The sequence below is a fragment of the Sphingomonas sp. genome (assembly GCF_035714405.1).
GTDB lineage: Bacteria > Pseudomonadota > Alphaproteobacteria > Sphingomonadales > Sphingomonadaceae > Sphingomonas.
The window spans coordinates 60,069-75,924 of record NZ_DASTMA010000023.1; the positions used below are offsets into that span (position 1 = coordinate 60,069).

The window sequence follows — 15,856 nt, forward strand, 5'->3', positions numbered from 1 at the left end:
GGCTTGTGGAGTGTCCAACGGATGGTACACGATGGGTGTGCGCATGTCCTTTCCCTTTTCCGCAATCGTCGGCCAGGACGAGATGAAACAGGCGCTGCTGATCGCGGCGGTCGACGCCCGGATCGGCGGCGTGATGGTGTTCGGCGACCGGGGTACGGGCAAGTCTACCGCGGTGCGTGCGCTGGCGGCGTTGCTGCCGCCGATCCCGGCCGGCGGCGCGGGCTATCAGGACGGCACGCCCCGCAAGGGCAAGGTCGCGGTGCCCTTTGTCGACCTGCCGTTGGGCGCGACCGAGGACCGCGTGGTGGGCGCGCTCGACCTGGAGCGCGCGCTCGGCGCAGGGATCAAGGCGTTCGAGCCGGGGCTGCTCGCGCGCGCGCATGGCGGGTTCCTGTATATCGACGAAGTCAATTTGCTCGAGGACCATATCGTCGACCTGCTGCTCGACGTCGCCGCATCGGGCGAGAATGTGGTCGAACGCGAAGGATTGAGCGTCCGGCACCCGGCGCGCTTTGTCCTGATCGGCAGCGGCAATCCGGAAGAAGGCGAGCTGCGCCCGCAATTGCTCGATCGCTTCGGCCTGTCGGTCGAGGTGCGGACCCCGCAGGACCTGCAGCAGCGCGTCGAGATCCTCAAGCGCTGCGACGCGTTCGAGCGTGAGCCGGCGTCGTTCGCGGAGAGCTGGCGGCGGGCGGAAGCCAAGACGCTGAAGCGCATCGCGCGCGGGCGGGCGGCGCTGTCGGCGGTCGCGATGGCGGATGCGGTGATGACCTTCGCCTCGCGGCTGTGCATGGCGGTGGGCGCGGATGGCTTGCGCGGCGAACTGACGCTGATGCGTGCGTCGCGGGCACTGGCGGCACTGGACGGCGCGCCTGCCGCGACCGTGGATCATGTCGCGGCGGTGGCGCCGATGGCGTTGCGCCACCGGCTGCGCCGCAACGTGCTGGACGAGACCGGATCGACCTCGCGGATCGAGCGCGCGCTGGAGGAGTTGGCCGGGCAGGGCCACGGGTGAACGCGCCCGGCGACGCGCTGCACGACGCGCTGATCGCGGCACGGCTGTGTGCTATCGATCCGGGGCTCGGCGGCATGGTCCTGCGCGGCGGCGATGCGGTACGCGACCTTGTGATCGCCGAGCTACGCGGCGCCTTGTCCGACGCGGCGCCGATGCGGCGGATGCCGCCGCATATCGACGATGGCCGGCTGCTCGGCGGCATCGACCTCACCGCAACGCTGGCGCTTGGGCGGTCGGTGGCGCGCACTGGTTTGCTGGCCGAGGTCGACCGCGGGGTGCTGGTGGTGCCAATGGCGGAGCGGCTGTCCGACGCGCTTGCCGGCCGACTGGCGGCGGTGATCGACACGGGCGAGCTGGTGGTCGAACGTGACGGCGCGACGCTGCGTGGGCCTGCACGGTTCATGACGGTGGCGCTGGACGATGGTGTGGAGCCGGACGAACGCACGCCAGCCGGGCTGGCCGAGCGGCTGGCATTCTGGGTCGATCTTACCGACGTCCGGGCGACGGACATCGCCCCTCAGCCGAGCGCGGCGTCGCAACGGTCGGTGCAGGCCGCGTCGGCGGAGGTGTTGCAGGCGCTGGCCGCCACCGCCGGGGCGCTCGGCGTCGACTCGGCGCGGGCGTCGCTGTTCGCCCTGCGCGCCGCCCGCGCGGCGGCGGCGTTCGCGGGGCGCGACGTGATCGTCGATGAGGATGTGGCGCTGGCCGCGCGGCTCGTCCTTGCGCCGCGGGCGACACGACTGCCTCAGACGGAGGATCAGACTGCCCCCGAGCCTCCACCGCCGCCTTCCGATTCGGATAACGATATGGGCGGTGAGGACGAGCAAAGCGATCCGGGGCCGCTCGAGGATGTGGTGCTCGCCGCCGCCCTGGCCGCGTTGCCGCCGGACGTGCTCGCGCGCATCGCCGCCGGACGCGGGCGAAGGGTGACGCGGGCGAGCGGTGCGGGCGAACGCCGCAAGTCGGGCACTCGGGGCCGGCCGATGGGCGCGCGTGCGGGTGTGCCCGGGGGTGGCCTGCGGCTGAGCCTGATCGACACGCTGCGCGCCGCCGCACCGTGGCAGGCGCTGCGGGGCGGCGGCGCGGGCGTGAAAATCCGCCGCGACGACCTGCGGATACGCCGCTTCGAGACGCGCGCGGAGGCCGTCACGATCTTCGCGGTCGATGCGTCGGGTTCGTCGGCGCTGGCGCGGCTCGCCGAGGCGAAGGGCGCGGTCGAGCTGCTGCTCGCCGAGGCTTATGTGAAGCGCGCGCAGGTCGCGTTGGTCGCGTTTCGTGGCCGATCCGCCGAACTGCTGCTGCCGCCGACCCGGTCGCTGGCGCGGGCGCGGCGATCGCTGGCCGAATTGCCGGGCGGCGGCGGCACGCCGCTGGCGGCGGGGCTGAACGCGGCGCGCGAGCTGGCGGAAACGGCGCGTGGGCGTGGCCGAACGCCGTTCATCGTCGTGCTGACCGATGGCCGCGCCAACATCGCCGGTGACGGCAGCGCGATCCGCGCCGTCGCCGAAGCGGACGCGACGGCGGCGGCGAGAGCGATCGGCGCGGCCGGAATCGCGGCGGCGTTCGTCGACATCTCCGCACGACCCCGAGCCGAAGGAGCGGCGCTGGCGGCGGCGATGCGCGCGCGATACCTGCCGCTGCCGCGCGCGGATGCGATCGCGATGCACGCCGCCGTCAGCGCGGCGCAGCGCGGGTGAGTTATGCCCCGCACTGGGCGGTGGAGGGTCGCGACTGGCCGAACCGCGCGCATAGCCGCTTCGTCGATGCAGGCCGGCTGCGCTGGCATGTCCAGGTGATGGGCAGCGGCCCGGTGCTGCTGCTGCTCCACGGCACTGGCGCGGCGACGCATAGCTGGCGGGCGCTGGCGCCGTTGCTGGCCGAGGACTTCACCGTCGTGGCACCCGATCTGCCTGGGCACGGGTTTACGACCGGCCGCCCCGCAGGAGGCTTGACGATGGCGGCGATGGCGCGCGGGGTCGCCGCCTTGCTGACCGCTCTGGACCTCCGCCCCGACGCGATCGTCGGTCACTCCGCCGGTGCCGCGATTGCGGCGCGGATGGCGCTGGATAGTCTCGCGGACCCCAAGACGATCGTCGGGCTCGGGGCGGCGCTGTTGCCGTTTCCGGGCCTGGCCGCAAAGCTTTTTCCGACGCTGGCGCGAATGCTGTTCGTCAATCCGCTCGCCCCGCATCTGTTCGCGCGGTTGGCGCGTGGCTCGGGCGAGACGGCGCGCTTTCTCGCCCGCAGCACCGGGTCGAAGATCGATGCCGAAGGAATCCGCTGCTATCAGGCGCTGATGGCGACACCGGCTCACTGCGCGGGTGCGATCACGATGATGGCGGACTGGAACCTGGAAGCGCTGCGCCGCGACCTGTCGCGCCTAGGCCCGCCGCTGCTCCTCATCCACGGTGACGCCGACGCGGCGATCCCGCTGTCGAACGCGCGCGAGGTAGCGGCGCTGATACCCGGCGCCAGGGTGGTGCCGCTCGCCGGCCTGGGACATCTTGCGCATGAGGAGCGACCCGATGCGGTCGCGGCGCTGGTGCGCGACTTCGTGGGAGGGCAACGGTGAGCAACTATCTGGGGCTGCTGGACCTGGCGATCGCGGGCGTGCCGGCGCTGGCGTTCGGGATCTGGCAGCTCGTCTCGATCAATCGCGAGATCGCCCGCGACAAGGCGAAGAAGGCCTCCGCGTCACCAGAAAGCCCGCGGCATGCGGTAGGGGAGCATGGACTGAACGATCGGTGAGCGGAACCGGCCCAACGACAGGCTTTCGTGGACGGCGGTGACATCCTCGCCGAACAGCCGGGTGGCAAGCGCCGTGCGTGCGTAGAACGGCGCGTCGATCCAGGTCTTGATGACGCGGGGATCATGGCCGGAATCCGCTCGCGTCGCCCGCTTCACCAGCCAACCGCTTCGCGGCAGCGCGGCGGGGGCGGGCTGGACAACATCGTGCCAGCGGCCCTGCCGGTCGAACTTGAGCGCGAGGTCGAACGGCGCACCGCCCCGTCGCCGCCCTTCGTACAGCACCGCGACATCGTTGCTGAGATGCGCGCGCGACCAGTGCCAATCGTCGAACCCGTCCTCCAGCGGTTCGTCGCCGAAGTTTGAATCGAAATAGCCGTCGCCCGACCAGCGGATGCCGGGATGCGCCATCTCCACCTCCACCCGCGCGCGCGGCGCGACGGGGTGCCAGCGGTGGCGGCCGGCAGGGTCGAGCTGGAACGCGGTGGTGCCGATCATCTCCGGGCTGACCCGCACCGTTCCCCGGACGCGATAAGGCAACGGTGCGGAAATCTCGTCAATCGCGATCACCAGCGTGTCGCCGTCCCAGTGCATGTTGCTGGGGCCGACCGCGAAGCTGTCCGCGTCGCGGGCCACCCGATGCGATCCGCGCTCGGTCATCGCCCAAGCCTTGGCGCGCGGACCGCTGAGCGAAACGTTGATCGCGCAATGATTGTCGGGCCGGGCACGGCCGCTGAGCTTGTAATAGGGCGAGAAGACGCTGCCGATGAAGGCGATGATCGTCAGGCCGTGGGCGCCGTCATCGCTGCTCGCGTCGATATACCACCAGGCATAGCCGTTCGGCTGAACCACGACGTCGAAGCGCGGTCCCACCGCCTGCAATCTGCGAGCAGGCAGGCGACGGCCAGCCGGGCGGAAAGCGCCGCCATCGGGACGCCCGCGCCGGGGTGCGTGCTCCCGCTCGCGCAATAGAGCCCAGGGATCGCTGTCCGGCTGCCTTGCCGGCGGAAGGACGCCGCCCACCCGTGCGAGGCCGGTCCATAAAGGGCCCCACCCGTCGACGGAAACATCGCCGCGAAATCGCTGGGCGTCGTCAGCTTCGCCGAGTCCCCCAAGTCGAGCGAAAGTCCCGCCCGCGAAACGCTGTGGAGCATAGCCTGCGTGCATCGGTCGATCTCCGCTGAGGAAAGGGGTGCGCCGTCGCCATTGGCCGGCGCGTTGACGATGATCTGCAGCCGCTCGGGGCCAGGCGGCGCGGGTGGGTCGTCGGTCGCGTCGCGGTCCTGGGCGCAGAGATAGACGCTTGGTGCTTGCGCCAGACGACCCGCGGCGAGCGCGTCGAACTCGGCACGATAATCGTCCGAGAAGATCACATTGTGGCGGCTGAGCGGGAAGCCGGACGCGCGCGCGCGCGCGGTCCACACCAGCGCGCTGAGCGACCGTCGATGCGCCGGCGTCGGCGTCACGGCGCAACGCACCGACGCGCCGAACGCGCCCGCGCCGATCGCCGCCGGATCGGCGTTGCAGATCACCGCGCCGGCATCCAGCCGCTCCCCGTCCGCGAGCACGACCCCGGCCGCGCGACCCCGCTCGACCAGGATTTCGCGTACTGGTGTTCCGTAGCGGAAGCGGACCCCGTTCGATCGACCCAGCGTTGCCAGCGCCTGCGCCAGCCGGTGCATCCCCCCGTCGATCAGCCACACGCCGCGGGCCTCGACATGCGCGATCAGCATCAGCGTGGCGGGGCAAGCGAACGGGGACGAGCCGCTGTAAGTGGCGTAGCGCCCGAACAGCTGGCGCAGTCGCGCATCGGCGAAATAGCCGCTCAGTGCCCGCGACATCGAGACATAGGCGCGTAGATTGAGGTAATCGGGCAGGCCCCCCGCGCCCATCCGCCAGCCCAGCGTAATTGGATCGGCCTTCGGGCTGCGCAGGAATGGCCGGTCGAGCGCCTCGAACAAGCGTCGCGCCTCCGCGCGGAAGGCGCGATACCCGCGCGCCTCCGCCGCGCCGGCGAAGTCGCCGATCGCCGCCTCGCTGAGGGCGGGATCGGCAAACAGGTCGAGTCGGTCCGCGTCTGGCCTCGGCCCCCACGCATGACGCGCGAGGACCGTGGCCGGTCGCAGCGTCAGGTGATCCTCTAGCGCACTGCCGCAGTCGGCGAAGATGTCGTGGAAGACGTCGCGCATCGTGAACACGGTCGGCCCGGCGTCGATCGCCGTGCCTTCCACGGTCACGGCCCGCAACTTCCCGCCGGGGCCCGGCTGCGCTTCGAGGAGCGTGACGTCGCGACCGCGCGCGGCGAGCAGGGCGGCGCTGACCAGCCCGCCCACTCCCCCGCCAATCACGATCACGCCCTCGTCCTGCATCCAAACCCTGTTCTGGCCGGTTGACCGGACAGTATCACCTGTCCACAAAACTGGACACATGCTTTCATCAGGGTCGTCAAGCGTCGGATTGCAGGAGCGATGGATCGGCCTGCGCAACCGGCTGCTCTCGTCGGCAAGGTTCCAGCGCTTCGCGACCCGCTTCCCCTTGACGCGCCCGGTCGCCCGCCGACGTGCGCGCGCATTATTCGACCTGGTGGCGGGGTTCACCTATTCGCAGATCCTCGCCGCATGCGTGGAGACCGGGCTGCTCGACGTGCTCGCCGAGGAACCAGCGGACCTGGCGGCGATCGCGGACCGGATAGCGCTGCCGATCACGGGAACCGAACGATTGCTGCGCGCCGCCGCTGCCTTGGGCCTTGTCCAGCCATTGGGCGCGCGCTGGGCGCTCGGCGCGGGCGGCGCTGCGTTGCGCGGCAACCGCGGCGTCGCGGAGATGATCGTGCACCACCGCCTGCTTTACGCCGATCTCGCCGACCCGGTGGCTCTGCTGCGTCGGGGCGGTGGCGGCGGCGCGCTGTCGGGCCTTTGGCACTATGCCGAGGCGGCGGGCACCGGCGATGCGGCGGCAGTAGGCGCCTATTCGGCGCTGATGGCGGCCTCCCAACCGCTGATCGCGGCGCAGGTAATGGACGCCTACCCGTTCCATAGGCACGAGCGCCTGCTGGATGTCGGCGGCGGAGAGGGGGCGTTCCTGATGGCGGTCGCCGCGCGGGTGCCAAGGCTGGCGCTCGGGCTGTTCGACCTGCCGGCCGTCGTGGACCGCGCGCGCGGGCGGTTCGACTCGGCCGGGCTGGCGGCGCGAACCACGGTCTTCGCAGGCGATTTCCTGCAGGATCCCCTGCCATCCGGCTTCGATCTGGTCTCGCTCGTACGCGTGCTGCACGACCATGACGACGACCATGCGTCGGCGTTGCTGTACGCCATTTACGAGGCGCTGCCGCGCGGCGGCACCATCCTCATCGCGGAGCCGATGGCGGGCGCGCGCGGCGCCGAGCCGATGGGTGATGCCTATTTCGGCTTTTATCTATGGGCGATGGGCTCTGGTCGACCACGCACCCGCGAGGGAATCGTCACCATGCTGCACGCCGCGGGGTTCAGTCGCCCACAGCTGCTGAACACCGCGATGCCCCTCACCTGCAGCATCATTGTGGCCTCGAAATAAAGTGTGTCCAAAAAAGTTGACACCTCCTTTTGTCCATATACAACTACAAATGCGCCAGGGGCATACCACCCGACGCAATGAGAGGTGAGCAGGTGCAGGGGGTCGCGGTCATACTGGAAGCGCCCGAACGCATCGCCCTCCGATCCTTATCGCTGAATCCGCTCGCCGCCGTCGATGTCCGGGTCGAGATCGACTGGAGCGGCATCTCCTCGGGCACCGAAAAGCTGCTGTGGACGGGACGCATGCCGCAGTTCCCCGGCATGGGATACCCGCTGGTACCCGGCTACGAGTCGGTCGGCCGGATCGTCGATGCCGGCATCGAGGCGCGCGGGCGCATCGGCGAGTGGGTCTTCGTTCCGGGGGCCAATTGTTTCCGCGATGCGCGCGGGCTGTTCGGGGGCACCGCGCGGCACGTCAACCTGCCGCAGGCGCGCGCAATCCCCATCCCATCATCGCTGGGGCGGGACGGCATCCTGCTGGCGCTCGCCGCGACCGCGCATCACGCGATCGCCCTCGGCGGCGTTCCCGATCTGGTGATCGGCCACGGCATCCTGGGGCGACTGATCGCCCGCATCGCCATCGCGACGGGCGCAGGTGCGCCGGTGATGTGGGAGACCAACCCCGCGCGACGCGACGGCTTCGGCTATCAGGTCATGGACCCGGCATCGGACGAGCGGCGCGACTACCGCGTGATCTGCGACGCCAGCGGCGCACCGGACGTTCTCGACCTGGCCTTTGCCCGTCTCGCGAAGGGTGGCGAAGTGGTGTTGGCCGGATTTTACGATCGCCTGTCCTTCGCTTTTCCGCCTGTCTTCATGCGCGAGGCGCGGATGCGGGTCGCAGCCGAGTTTTCTCCGGCCGACATCGCGGCGGTCCTCGAACTGCTCGACATCGGTGTGCTCGCGCTGGACGACCTCATCAGCCACGCGCGCCCGGCCGTCGAGGCGATCGACGCCTATCCGCAGGCATTCACCGACCCCGACTGCCTGAAGATGGTGCTCGATTGGAGAGCGATATGAGCATGTTCGATCCGGCGCCGTTGCGCGAAGAAGCGTCGTGGGAGCCCGATCCCGTGCCGACCGGCCCGGTGACCAAGGAAACGCAGATCATCGCGATCTATGGCAAAGGCGGATCGGGCAAATCCTTTGCGCTCGCCAACCTCAGCTACATGATGGCGCAGCAGGGCAAGCGCGTGCTGCTGATCGGCTGCGATCCGAAAAGCGATACCACCAGCCTGTTGTTCGGCGGCAAGTCGACCCCGACGATCATCGAGACCAGTTCCAAGAAGAAGCTCGCCGGCGAGGAGATCGGCATCGAGGACGTCTGTTTCCAGCGCGACGGCGTGTTCGCGATGGAACTGGGCGGCCCGGAGGTCGGGCGCGGCTGTGGCGGCCGCGGCATCATCCACGGCTTCGAGACGCTGGAAAAGCTGGGCTTCCACGACTGGGGCTTCGACTACGTCCTGCTCGATTTCCTGGGCGACGTGGTCTGCGGCGGCTTCGGCCTGCCGATCGCGCGCGACATGTGCCAGAAGGTGATCGTCGTCGCGTCGAACGACCTGCAGTCGCTGTATGTCGCCAACAACGTCTGCAAGGCAGTCGAGTACTTCCGCAAGATGGGCGGCAATGTCGGCGTCGCCGGGATGATCCTCAACAAGGACGACGGCACCGGCGAGGCCAATGCCTTTGCCGAGGCCGTGGGCATTCCGGTGCTGTGCGCGATCCCCGCCAACGAGGATATCCGCAAGAAGAGCGCGAACTACCAGATCATCGGCAAGCCCGACAGCCAATGGGCGTCGCTGTTCGAGGAACTGGCGCTGAACGTCGCGCAGGCACCGCCACTGCGCCCGACGCCGCTGGATCAGGACGGACTGCTGGGCCTGTTCTCGGCCGATATCACGGGAGCGGACTATACGCTCAGGCCAGCGACCCAGGCGGACATGCGCGGCAGCGCCTATGTCACCAAGCCATCGCTCGAAATCGTGTACGACGCGGTCTGACGCGATGGACGCGCAGGCCCTTCCCCGCGATCGCGACCGGATCGACCTTGCGGAGGCGGGCGGCTGCGACTCGAAGGATACGATGCGCGACGCGGCGGTGTTGGCCGGCAAGTCGGAGGTTCTGGACCGCTACGCCGCCGACTATCCCCAGGGTCCGCACGATCAGCCGCAATCCATGTGCCCGGCGTTCGGCTCGCTGCGAGTAGGCTTGCGGATGCGCCGCACGGCGACCGTGCTGTCGGGCTCGGCATGCTGCGTCTACGGCCTGACCTTCACCGCGCATTTCTACGGGGCTAGGCGCAGCGTCGGCTATGTGCCGTTCAGCTCGGAGACGCTGGTCACCGGCAAGCTGTTCGAGGACATTCGCGACGCCGTCCATGACCTCGCCGACCCGGCGCTGTACGACACCATCATCGTCACCAACCTGTGCGTGCCGACCGCGTCGGGTGTGCCGCTGCAGCTGCTGCCCGCGCAGATCAACGGTGTGCGGGTGATCGGCATCGACGTTCCCGGCTTCGGCATTCCGACCCATGCGGAGGCGAAGGACGTGCTCGCCGGCGCAATGCTGTCCTATGCGCGCAAGGAAGCCGAGACCGGCCCGGTCGCGGCGCCGACGACGCGGGCCGATCGGCCCACGGTGACCTTGCTGGGCGAGATGTTTCCGGCCGATCCGCCGGGCATCGGCCTGATGCTCGAGCCGCTCGGTCTGGCCGCCGGCCCCGTGGTGCCCACGCGCGAGTGGCGCGAGCTCTATGCCGCGCTCGACTGCGCCGTCGTCGGTGCGATCCACCCTTTCTATACCGCCAGCGTCCGCGAGTTCGAGGCGGCGGGACGCAAGGTCGTCGGCTCGGCACCGGTGGGCGTGGACGGCACCGCCGCTTGGTTGGACGCGATCGGCGCGGCCTGCGGCGTCGCGCAGGACAGGGTCGACGCCGCAAAGAACCGCTTCCTTCCCGCGATCGGTGCCGCGCTCGCAGCCAAGCCCATTGCCGGGCGGGTCACGGTATCGGGCTATGAAGGCTCCGAGCTCCTCGTCGCGCGGCTGCTGATCGAGAGCGGTGCCGATGTGCCCTATGTCGGCACCGCCTGTCCCCGCACCAAATGGTCCGATCCCGATCGCGAATGGCTGGAGGCGAAGGGCTGCCGCGTCCAGTACCGCGCCAGCCTGGAACAGGACGTCGCCGCCATCGAAGAGTTCGGCCCCGACCTCGCCATCGGTACCACGCCGGTCGTCCAGTACGCCAAGCAGAAGTCGGTGCCGGCGCTGTATTTCACCAACCTCATCTCGGCCCGCCCGCTGATGGGCCCGGCCGGAGCGGGCAGCCTAGCGACCGTGGTCAACGCGGCACTCGCCAATCGCGATCGCTTCGAAAAGATGAGCGCGTTCTTCGAAGGCGTCGGCGTCGGGCCGAACGCCGGTCAGTGGGAGACGACTCCGGTCGACCGGCCCGAGTTCAAGGCCAAGTTCGCCGCCAAGCGCATCGCCGCGGCCAAGGCCGAGGAGCATATCGGCACATGACGCTGATCATCGATCATGATCGGGCCGGCGGCTATTGGGGCGCGGTCTACGCGTTCACCGCGATCAAGGGGCTGCAGGTCATCATCGACGGCCCGGTCGGCTGCGAGAACCTGCCGGTGACCTCGGTGCTGCACTATACCGACGGGTTGCCGCCGCACGAGCTGCCGATCGTGGTCACGGGTCTGGGCGAGCAGGAACTCGGTCGCGACGGTACCGAAGGCGCGATGAAACGCGCCTGGAAGACGCTCGATCCCGATCTGCCCGCGGTCGTCGTCACCGGCTCGATCGCGGAGATGATCGGCGGCGGCGTCACGCCCGAGGGCACGAACATCGTCCGCTTCCTGCCGCGCACCATCGACGAGGATCAGTGGCAGGCCGGCGATCGCGCGCTGAAATGGCTGTGGACGCAGTTCGGGCCTAAGAAGGTGCCGGCATTGAAGCCGCTGCGCGAGGGCGAGAAGCCCAGGGTCAACATCATCGGCCCGATGTACGGCACCTTCAACATGCCGTCCGATCTGGCCGAGATCCGCCGGCTGATCGAAGGCATCGGCGCCGACGTCGGCGTCACCTTTCCGCTCGGCAGCCACCTGGCGGACGTCAAGAAGCTGGCGCTCGCGCAGGTCAATGTGTGCATGTACCGCGAATTTGGCCGCGGCCTGTGCGAGACGCTCGAGCGGCCGTACCTCCAGGCGCCGATCGGGCTGAAATCGACGACGCTGTTCCTGCGCAAGCTCGGCGAGCTCACCGGGCTCGACCCCGAGCCGTTCATCGAGCGCGACAAGCACACCACGATCAAGCCGCTGTGGGACCTGTGGCGCTCCGTCACACAGGACTTCTTCGGCACCGCTAGCTTCGGGATTGTCGCCACCGACACCTATGCGCGCGGCATCCGCAAGTTCCTCGAAGACGACATGGGGCTGCCCTGCACCTTCGCGGTCTCACGGTGCGCCGGGTCGAAGTCGGATAACCAGGCGGTCAAGGACATGATCCGCGACAATCCGCCGCTGGTGCTGTTCGGAAGCTTCAACGAGCGCATGTACATGGCCGAGGCAGGTGCGCGCGGCGTCTATATCCCGGCGAGCTTTCCCGGCGCGGTGATCCGCCGTCATACGGGTACGCCGTTCATGGGTTATGCCGGCGCCACCTACCTGATCCAGGAAGTGTGCAACGCACTATTCGACGCACTCTTCCACATCATCCCCCTCGCCGGTCAACTCGACAAAGCGGAGCCGACGCTGGCGCGGCTGGAGCGCGAGCTGTTGTGGGACGAAGCCGCCAAATCGGAGCTCGATGCGGTCGTCGAGCGTGAGCCGGTGCTGGTCCGCATCTCCGCCGCCAAGCGCATCCGCGACGCCGCCGAGCGCGCCGCGCGCCGTGCGGGCGAACCGTCCGTCACATCCGAGCGCCTGGCGCTCGCGATCATCGAAAGCCGCGCGGCATGAGCGTGGCCCTTAATCTCGTCGGCGACCCGCCGGCGCGGATGCCGCCGGGGAGCGCGTTCCACGCTCCTGTCCTCGACGGGAATTATGGAGACGTGAAATGACCGACATGAGACAGAATACCGACGAAAGGATGGGGCCGGGCGCATACCTGACTCCGGAGGAAGCCAAGGAGTTCCACAAGATCTTCATCACCAGCTTCCTGATCTTCACCGTGGTGGCGATCGTCGCCCACTTCCTGGTGTGGAACTGGCGCCCCTGGCTCTGATCCCGTCCCCCGGGACCATTGTCTGAAACAGAAAGGAACCACATCATGTGGAGAATCTGGCTGATCTTCGACCCGCGACGTTCGCTGGTCGCGCTGTTCATCTTCTTGTTCGTGCTGGCGCTGCTGATCCACTTCATCCTGCTCAGCACCAACCGTTTCAACTGGCTCGACGGACCGCGCACCGCGCCCGCAGCGGCAACCGCTCCGGCTACCGGCGCGCCGACAACGACGGGCGGCTGAACGAACTGCGACACGCTGTTTCGAGTGGGCGTTTCCGGCCGAACTGCCCGGGACCACCCATTCGAAACGCAGCATATCCAAGAAAGGGCGATTCGCTGCGCTGGTAGCGATCGCAAGGTGTGGCCATGGCGCTGCTGAGCTTCGAACGTAAATATCGGGTCAGGGGCGGCACGCTGATCGGCGGCGACCTGTTCGACTTTTGGGTCGGGCCCTTTTATGTCGGCTTCTTCGGCGTGGTCACCGCGATCAGCGCGCTGCTGGGCACTCTGCTGATCCTCTACGCCGCCTCGCTGGGGCCGACGTGGAACCCCTGGCTGATCAACATCGCGCCGCCGGACCTCAGCTACGGGCTGGCACTGGCGCCGCTGCGCGAGGGCGGGTTCTGGCAGATCATCACGGTCTGCGCGATCGTCGCCTTCAGCTCATGGGCGCTGCGCCAAGTCGAGATCTCCCGCAAGCTGGGCATGGGGTATCATGTGCCCTTTGCCTACAGCTTCGCGATCTTCGCCTATGTCAGCCTGGTGGTGATCCGCCCGTTCATGCTGGGCGCCTGGGGCCACGGCTTCCCGTACGGCATCTTCAGCCATCTCGATTGGGTATCGAACACCGGCTACCAGTATCTGCATTTCCACTACAATCCGGCGCACATGCTGGCGGTCAGCTTCTTCTTCGTGACCGGGGGCGCGCTGGCGTTCCACGGCGCGCTGGTGTTGTCGTCGGTCAATCCGGCCAAGGGCGAGGCGGTGCGATCGCCCGAGTATGAGGACGCCTTCTTCCGCGACACCATCGGCTATTCGGTGGGTACGCTCGGCATCCACCGGCTCGGGCTGTTTCTGGCGCTGTCGGCGGGCTTCTGGAGCGCGATCTGCATCATCATCTCAGGCCCGCTATGGACCCGCGGCTGGCCCGAATGGTGGACCTGGTGGCTCAACCTGCCGATCTGGTCGTGAGGGGGACATAAGCGATGCTACGCTACCAGAACATCTTCACCCAGGTGCAGCTGCGCGGCCCCATGGAAATGGGACCGGCGATCCGCACCGGCAGCTTCGTACGCGGTTCGTCCGGCTTCGTCAGCTACTGGGCCGGCAAGCTGGGCGCCGCGCAGATCGGCCCTATCTATCTCGGCAAGCTCGGCATCGCCTCGTTGCTGTGCGCGTTCCTGTCGTTCGAGATTATCGGCCTGAACATGTGGGCGAGCGTCAACTGGGACCCGATCCAGTTCGCGCGCCAATTGCCCTGGCTGGCGCTGGAGCCGCCCGGACCGGAGTGGGGGTTCACCCCCTTCGTACCGCTGGCCGAAGGCGGCTGGTGGCAAATGGCTGGCTTCTTCATGTCAAGCGCGCTGATCCTGTGGTGGCTGCGCACCTTTCGCCGCGCCAAGGCGCTGGGCATGGGTTCACACGTCGCCTGGGCGTTCGGCGCGGGCATCTTCCTGATCCTGATCCTGGGCTTCGTGCGGCCGCTGCTGATGCGCAGCTGGGCGGAAGCGGTGCCGTTCGGCATCTTTCCGCACCTGGATTGGACCGCCGCATTCTCGATCCGCTACGGAAACCTTTTCTACAACCCGTTCCACGCGCTTTCGATCGTCTTCCTCTACGGCTCGACGATGCTGTTCGCGATGCACGGCGCGACGGTGCTCGCAACCGGCCGCTACGGCAGCGAGCGCGAGATCGAGCAGATCACCGATCGCGGCACCGCGTTCGAACGCGGCATGCTGTTCTGGCGCTGGACGATGGGGTTCAACGCCACCGCCGAGTCGATCCATCGGTGGGCGTGGTGGTTTGCGATCCTGTGTCCGATCACGGGCGGAATCGGCATCCTGCTGACCGGCACGGTGGTCGACAATTGGTATCTGTGGGGCGTGACCAACGGCATCGCGCCGGGCTACCCCGACACCGGCGTCGTCGACCCCGCTACTCTGTCGGGAGCGACACGATGAACCGGCCTGTCACGACCAGCGTGGGCGCAGCGGCGCTGACGCTCGCGCTTACCGCATGCGAGCCGGGCGCCAAAGTCTCGACCCAGACCGGCTTTCGCGGCACCGGTGTCGCGCAGATCGTCGACCGGAGCAGCATCGCCGAGGCGACGGCGATCCCCGCCGAAGCCTATCCGCTGCCGCCCGACGGCGGCCCCACCGCCGCGCAAACCTATCAGAACGTCCAGGTGCTGGGCGGGGTGAGCGCCGAACGGTTCAACCACCTGATGGCCCAGATGAACCAATGGGTCGTGCCCGCCGATCTGCCGGAGGCGCAACAGGGCTGTAACTACTGTCACAACCCCGAGAACATGGCGTCCGACGAGAAATACACCAAGGTCGTGGCGCGCCGCATGTTGCAGATGACGCAGGCGATCAACTCGCGCTGGTCGAGCCATGTCAAGCAGACCGGCGTCACCTGCTACACCTGCCACCGGGGCAACGCGGTGCCGGCGAATGTCTGGACCGCCTCGCAGGCCCCCGATCCGACGACGATCCGCGGCAACAAGCGCGGGCAGAACACGCCGGATGCCAATGTCGGCTATGCATCGCTGCCGTCGGATCCGTTCGCCGCCTATTTCTCCGGCCAGGGCGAGATCCGCGTCGCATCAAGCAAGATCCATCCCTCCGCCGATCACATCGTGTCGATCAAGGATGCCGAGCGCACCTATGGGCTGATGATGCATGTCAGCACGGCGTTGGGCGTCAACTGCACCTATTGCCACAACAGCCAGTCGTTCCGCGCCTGGAACCTCAGCAGCGCGCAGCGCGGTACCGCCTATTACGGCATTCGCATGGTCAGCGACGCCAACAAGAACTACATCACGCCGCTCGCGGCGGTTTTCCCCGTCAATCGCAAGGGCCCCAACGGCGACCCGTACAAGATCAATTGCACGACTTGCCATCAGGGTCTGTCGAAGCCGCTGGGAGGGCGGAGCATGATCGCGCAGGCGCCGTCGTTGGCAGCGCAGCCGATGACCGTCGCCGCCCCCACCGGCCTGCCGGCTGCGGCGAGGCAGGTGCCCGGCGCGTTCAACGATCCCGCGGCGATGGTGGACAAAAGCGGAGTGCCGTCGGTCACGACGACCCAGTGAGCCCGCCCCG

16 protein-coding genes are annotated in these 15,856 nt (G+C 68.4%); 14 read left to right on the forward strand and 2 right to left on the reverse strand.

Annotated elements, in window-relative coordinates; all coding sequences use genetic code 11:
* Positions 1 to 43: 43 nt before the first annotated feature.
* Genes VFQ64_RS13820 through VFQ64_RS13835 form a run of 4 tightly spaced genes read left to right on the forward strand, consistent with a single transcriptional unit; the run spans position 44 to position 3,763 of the window.
* Positions 44 to 1,015 (forward strand): ATP-binding protein, encoded by a 972-nt coding sequence (locus VFQ64_RS13820; protein WP_414712906.1) that lies wholly within the window; start codon positions 44 to 46, stop codon positions 1,013 to 1,015.
* Positions 1,012 to 2,712, forward strand: a complete 1,701-nt coding sequence (locus VFQ64_RS13825; protein ID WP_325103924.1) for a magnesium chelatase subunit D — start codon at positions 1,012 to 1,014, stop codon at positions 2,710 to 2,712. Before VFQ64_RS13820 ends, VFQ64_RS13825 begins: the two co-directional genes overlap by 4 nt.
* Positions 2,709 to 3,587, forward strand: coding sequence for an alpha/beta fold hydrolase BchO (gene bchO / locus VFQ64_RS13830; protein ID WP_325103925.1), 879 nt, complete (start codon positions 2,709 to 2,711; stop codon positions 3,585 to 3,587). The genes VFQ64_RS13825 and bchO overlap by 4 nt, the downstream gene beginning before the upstream one ends.
* Positions 3,584 to 3,763 (forward strand): hypothetical protein, encoded by a 180-nt coding sequence (locus VFQ64_RS13835; protein WP_325103926.1) that lies wholly within the window; start codon positions 3,584 to 3,586, stop codon positions 3,761 to 3,763. Before bchO ends, VFQ64_RS13835 begins: the two co-directional genes overlap by 4 nt.
* Here VFQ64_RS13835 and VFQ64_RS13840 read toward each other — a convergent pair.
* Complete coding sequence (locus VFQ64_RS13840) at positions 3,710 to 4,633, reverse strand: hydratase (RefSeq protein ID WP_325103927.1); 924 nt, start codon at positions 4,631 to 4,633, stop codon at positions 3,710 to 3,712. The genes VFQ64_RS13835 and VFQ64_RS13840 overlap by 54 nt on opposite strands.
* Positions 4,543 to 6,129, reverse strand: coding sequence for a 1-hydroxycarotenoid 3,4-desaturase CrtD (gene crtD / locus VFQ64_RS13845; RefSeq protein WP_325103928.1), 1,587 nt, complete (start codon positions 6,127 to 6,129; stop codon positions 4,543 to 4,545). The genes VFQ64_RS13840 and crtD overlap by 91 nt, the downstream gene beginning before the upstream one ends.
* A 58-nt stretch (positions 6,130 to 6,187) precedes the next feature.
* Between crtD and VFQ64_RS13850 the strand changes: the two genes are divergently transcribed.
* From VFQ64_RS13850 to pufC, 10 genes are all read left to right on the forward strand, one after another.
* The gene (locus VFQ64_RS13850; protein WP_325103929.1) at positions 6,188 to 7,312 is read left to right on the forward strand and encodes a methyltransferase; all 1,125 of its coding nucleotides are present in this window, start codon (positions 6,188 to 6,190) and stop codon (positions 7,310 to 7,312) included.
* 92 nt (positions 7,313 to 7,404) lie between these two features.
* Positions 7,405 to 8,331 (forward strand): chlorophyll synthesis pathway protein BchC, encoded by a 927-nt coding sequence (bchC, locus tag VFQ64_RS13855; RefSeq protein WP_325103930.1) that lies wholly within the window; start codon positions 7,405 to 7,407, stop codon positions 8,329 to 8,331.
* On the forward strand, positions 8,328 to 9,311 hold the full coding sequence (locus VFQ64_RS13860; RefSeq protein WP_325103931.1) for a chlorophyllide a reductase iron protein subunit X: 984 nt from the start codon (positions 8,328 to 8,330) through the stop codon (positions 9,309 to 9,311). Before bchC ends, VFQ64_RS13860 begins: the two co-directional genes overlap by 4 nt.
* Before the next feature lie 4 nt (positions 9,312 to 9,315).
* Positions 9,316 to 10,830, forward strand: a complete 1,515-nt coding sequence (bchY, locus tag VFQ64_RS13865; protein WP_325103932.1) for a chlorophyllide a reductase subunit Y — start codon at positions 9,316 to 9,318, stop codon at positions 10,828 to 10,830.
* Complete coding sequence (gene bchZ, locus VFQ64_RS13870; protein ID WP_325103933.1) at positions 10,827 to 12,272, forward strand: chlorophyllide a reductase subunit Z; 1,446 nt, start codon at positions 10,827 to 10,829, stop codon at positions 12,270 to 12,272. The genes bchY and bchZ overlap by 4 nt, the downstream gene beginning before the upstream one ends.
* A 97-nt stretch (positions 12,273 to 12,369) precedes the next feature.
* The gene (pufB, locus tag VFQ64_RS13875; protein WP_325103934.1) at positions 12,370 to 12,537 is read left to right on the forward strand and encodes a light-harvesting antenna LH1, beta subunit; all 168 of its coding nucleotides are present in this window, start codon (positions 12,370 to 12,372) and stop codon (positions 12,535 to 12,537) included.
* Between the two features lie 45 nt (positions 12,538 to 12,582).
* The gene (gene pufA / locus VFQ64_RS13880; protein ID WP_325103935.1) at positions 12,583 to 12,777 is read left to right on the forward strand and encodes a light-harvesting antenna LH1, alpha subunit; all 195 of its coding nucleotides are present in this window, start codon (positions 12,583 to 12,585) and stop codon (positions 12,775 to 12,777) included.
* A gap of 125 nt (positions 12,778 to 12,902) precedes the next feature.
* The gene (gene pufL, locus VFQ64_RS13885) at positions 12,903 to 13,727 is read left to right on the forward strand and encodes a photosynthetic reaction center subunit L (RefSeq protein ID WP_325103936.1); all 825 of its coding nucleotides are present in this window, start codon (positions 12,903 to 12,905) and stop codon (positions 13,725 to 13,727) included.
* Between the two features lie 14 nt (positions 13,728 to 13,741).
* Complete coding sequence (pufM, locus tag VFQ64_RS13890) at positions 13,742 to 14,716, forward strand: photosynthetic reaction center subunit M (RefSeq protein ID WP_325103937.1); 975 nt, start codon at positions 13,742 to 13,744, stop codon at positions 14,714 to 14,716.
* On the forward strand, positions 14,713 to 15,846 hold the full coding sequence (gene pufC / locus VFQ64_RS13895) for a photosynthetic reaction center cytochrome PufC (protein WP_325103938.1): 1,134 nt from the start codon (positions 14,713 to 14,715) through the stop codon (positions 15,844 to 15,846). The genes pufM and pufC overlap by 4 nt, the downstream gene beginning before the upstream one ends.
* The last annotated feature ends 10 nt before the right edge of the window (positions 15,847 to 15,856 follow it).

Bases quoted from the DNA above. Each gene is read 5' to 3' on its own strand.
- VFQ64_RS13820 (WP_414712906.1), top strand. From the start codon at position 44: ATGTCCTTTCCCTTTTCCGCAATCGTCGGCCAGGACGAGATGAAACAG.
- crtD (WP_325103928.1), bottom strand. From the start codon at position 6,129: ATGCAGGACGAGGGCGTGATCGTGATTGGCGGGGGAGTGGGCGGGCTG.
- VFQ64_RS13850 (WP_325103929.1), top strand. From the start codon at position 6,188: ATGCTTTCATCAGGGTCGTCAAGCGTCGGATTGCAGGAGCGATGGATC.
- VFQ64_RS13860 (WP_325103931.1), top strand. From the start codon at position 8,328: ATGAGCATGTTCGATCCGGCGCCGTTGCGCGAAGAAGCGTCGTGGGAG.
- bchY (WP_325103932.1), top strand. From the start codon at position 9,316: ATGGACGCGCAGGCCCTTCCCCGCGATCGCGACCGGATCGACCTTGCG.
- bchZ (WP_325103933.1), top strand. From the start codon at position 10,827: ATGACGCTGATCATCGATCATGATCGGGCCGGCGGCTATTGGGGCGCG.
- pufB (WP_325103934.1), top strand. From the start codon at position 12,370: ATGACCGACATGAGACAGAATACCGACGAAAGGATGGGGCCGGGCGCA.
- pufA (WP_325103935.1), top strand. From the start codon at position 12,583: ATGTGGAGAATCTGGCTGATCTTCGACCCGCGACGTTCGCTGGTCGCG.
- pufL (WP_325103936.1), top strand. From the start codon at position 12,903: ATGGCGCTGCTGAGCTTCGAACGTAAATATCGGGTCAGGGGCGGCACG.
- pufM (WP_325103937.1), top strand. From the start codon at position 13,742: ATGCTACGCTACCAGAACATCTTCACCCAGGTGCAGCTGCGCGGCCCC.
- pufC (WP_325103938.1), top strand. From the start codon at position 14,713: ATGAACCGGCCTGTCACGACCAGCGTGGGCGCAGCGGCGCTGACGCTC.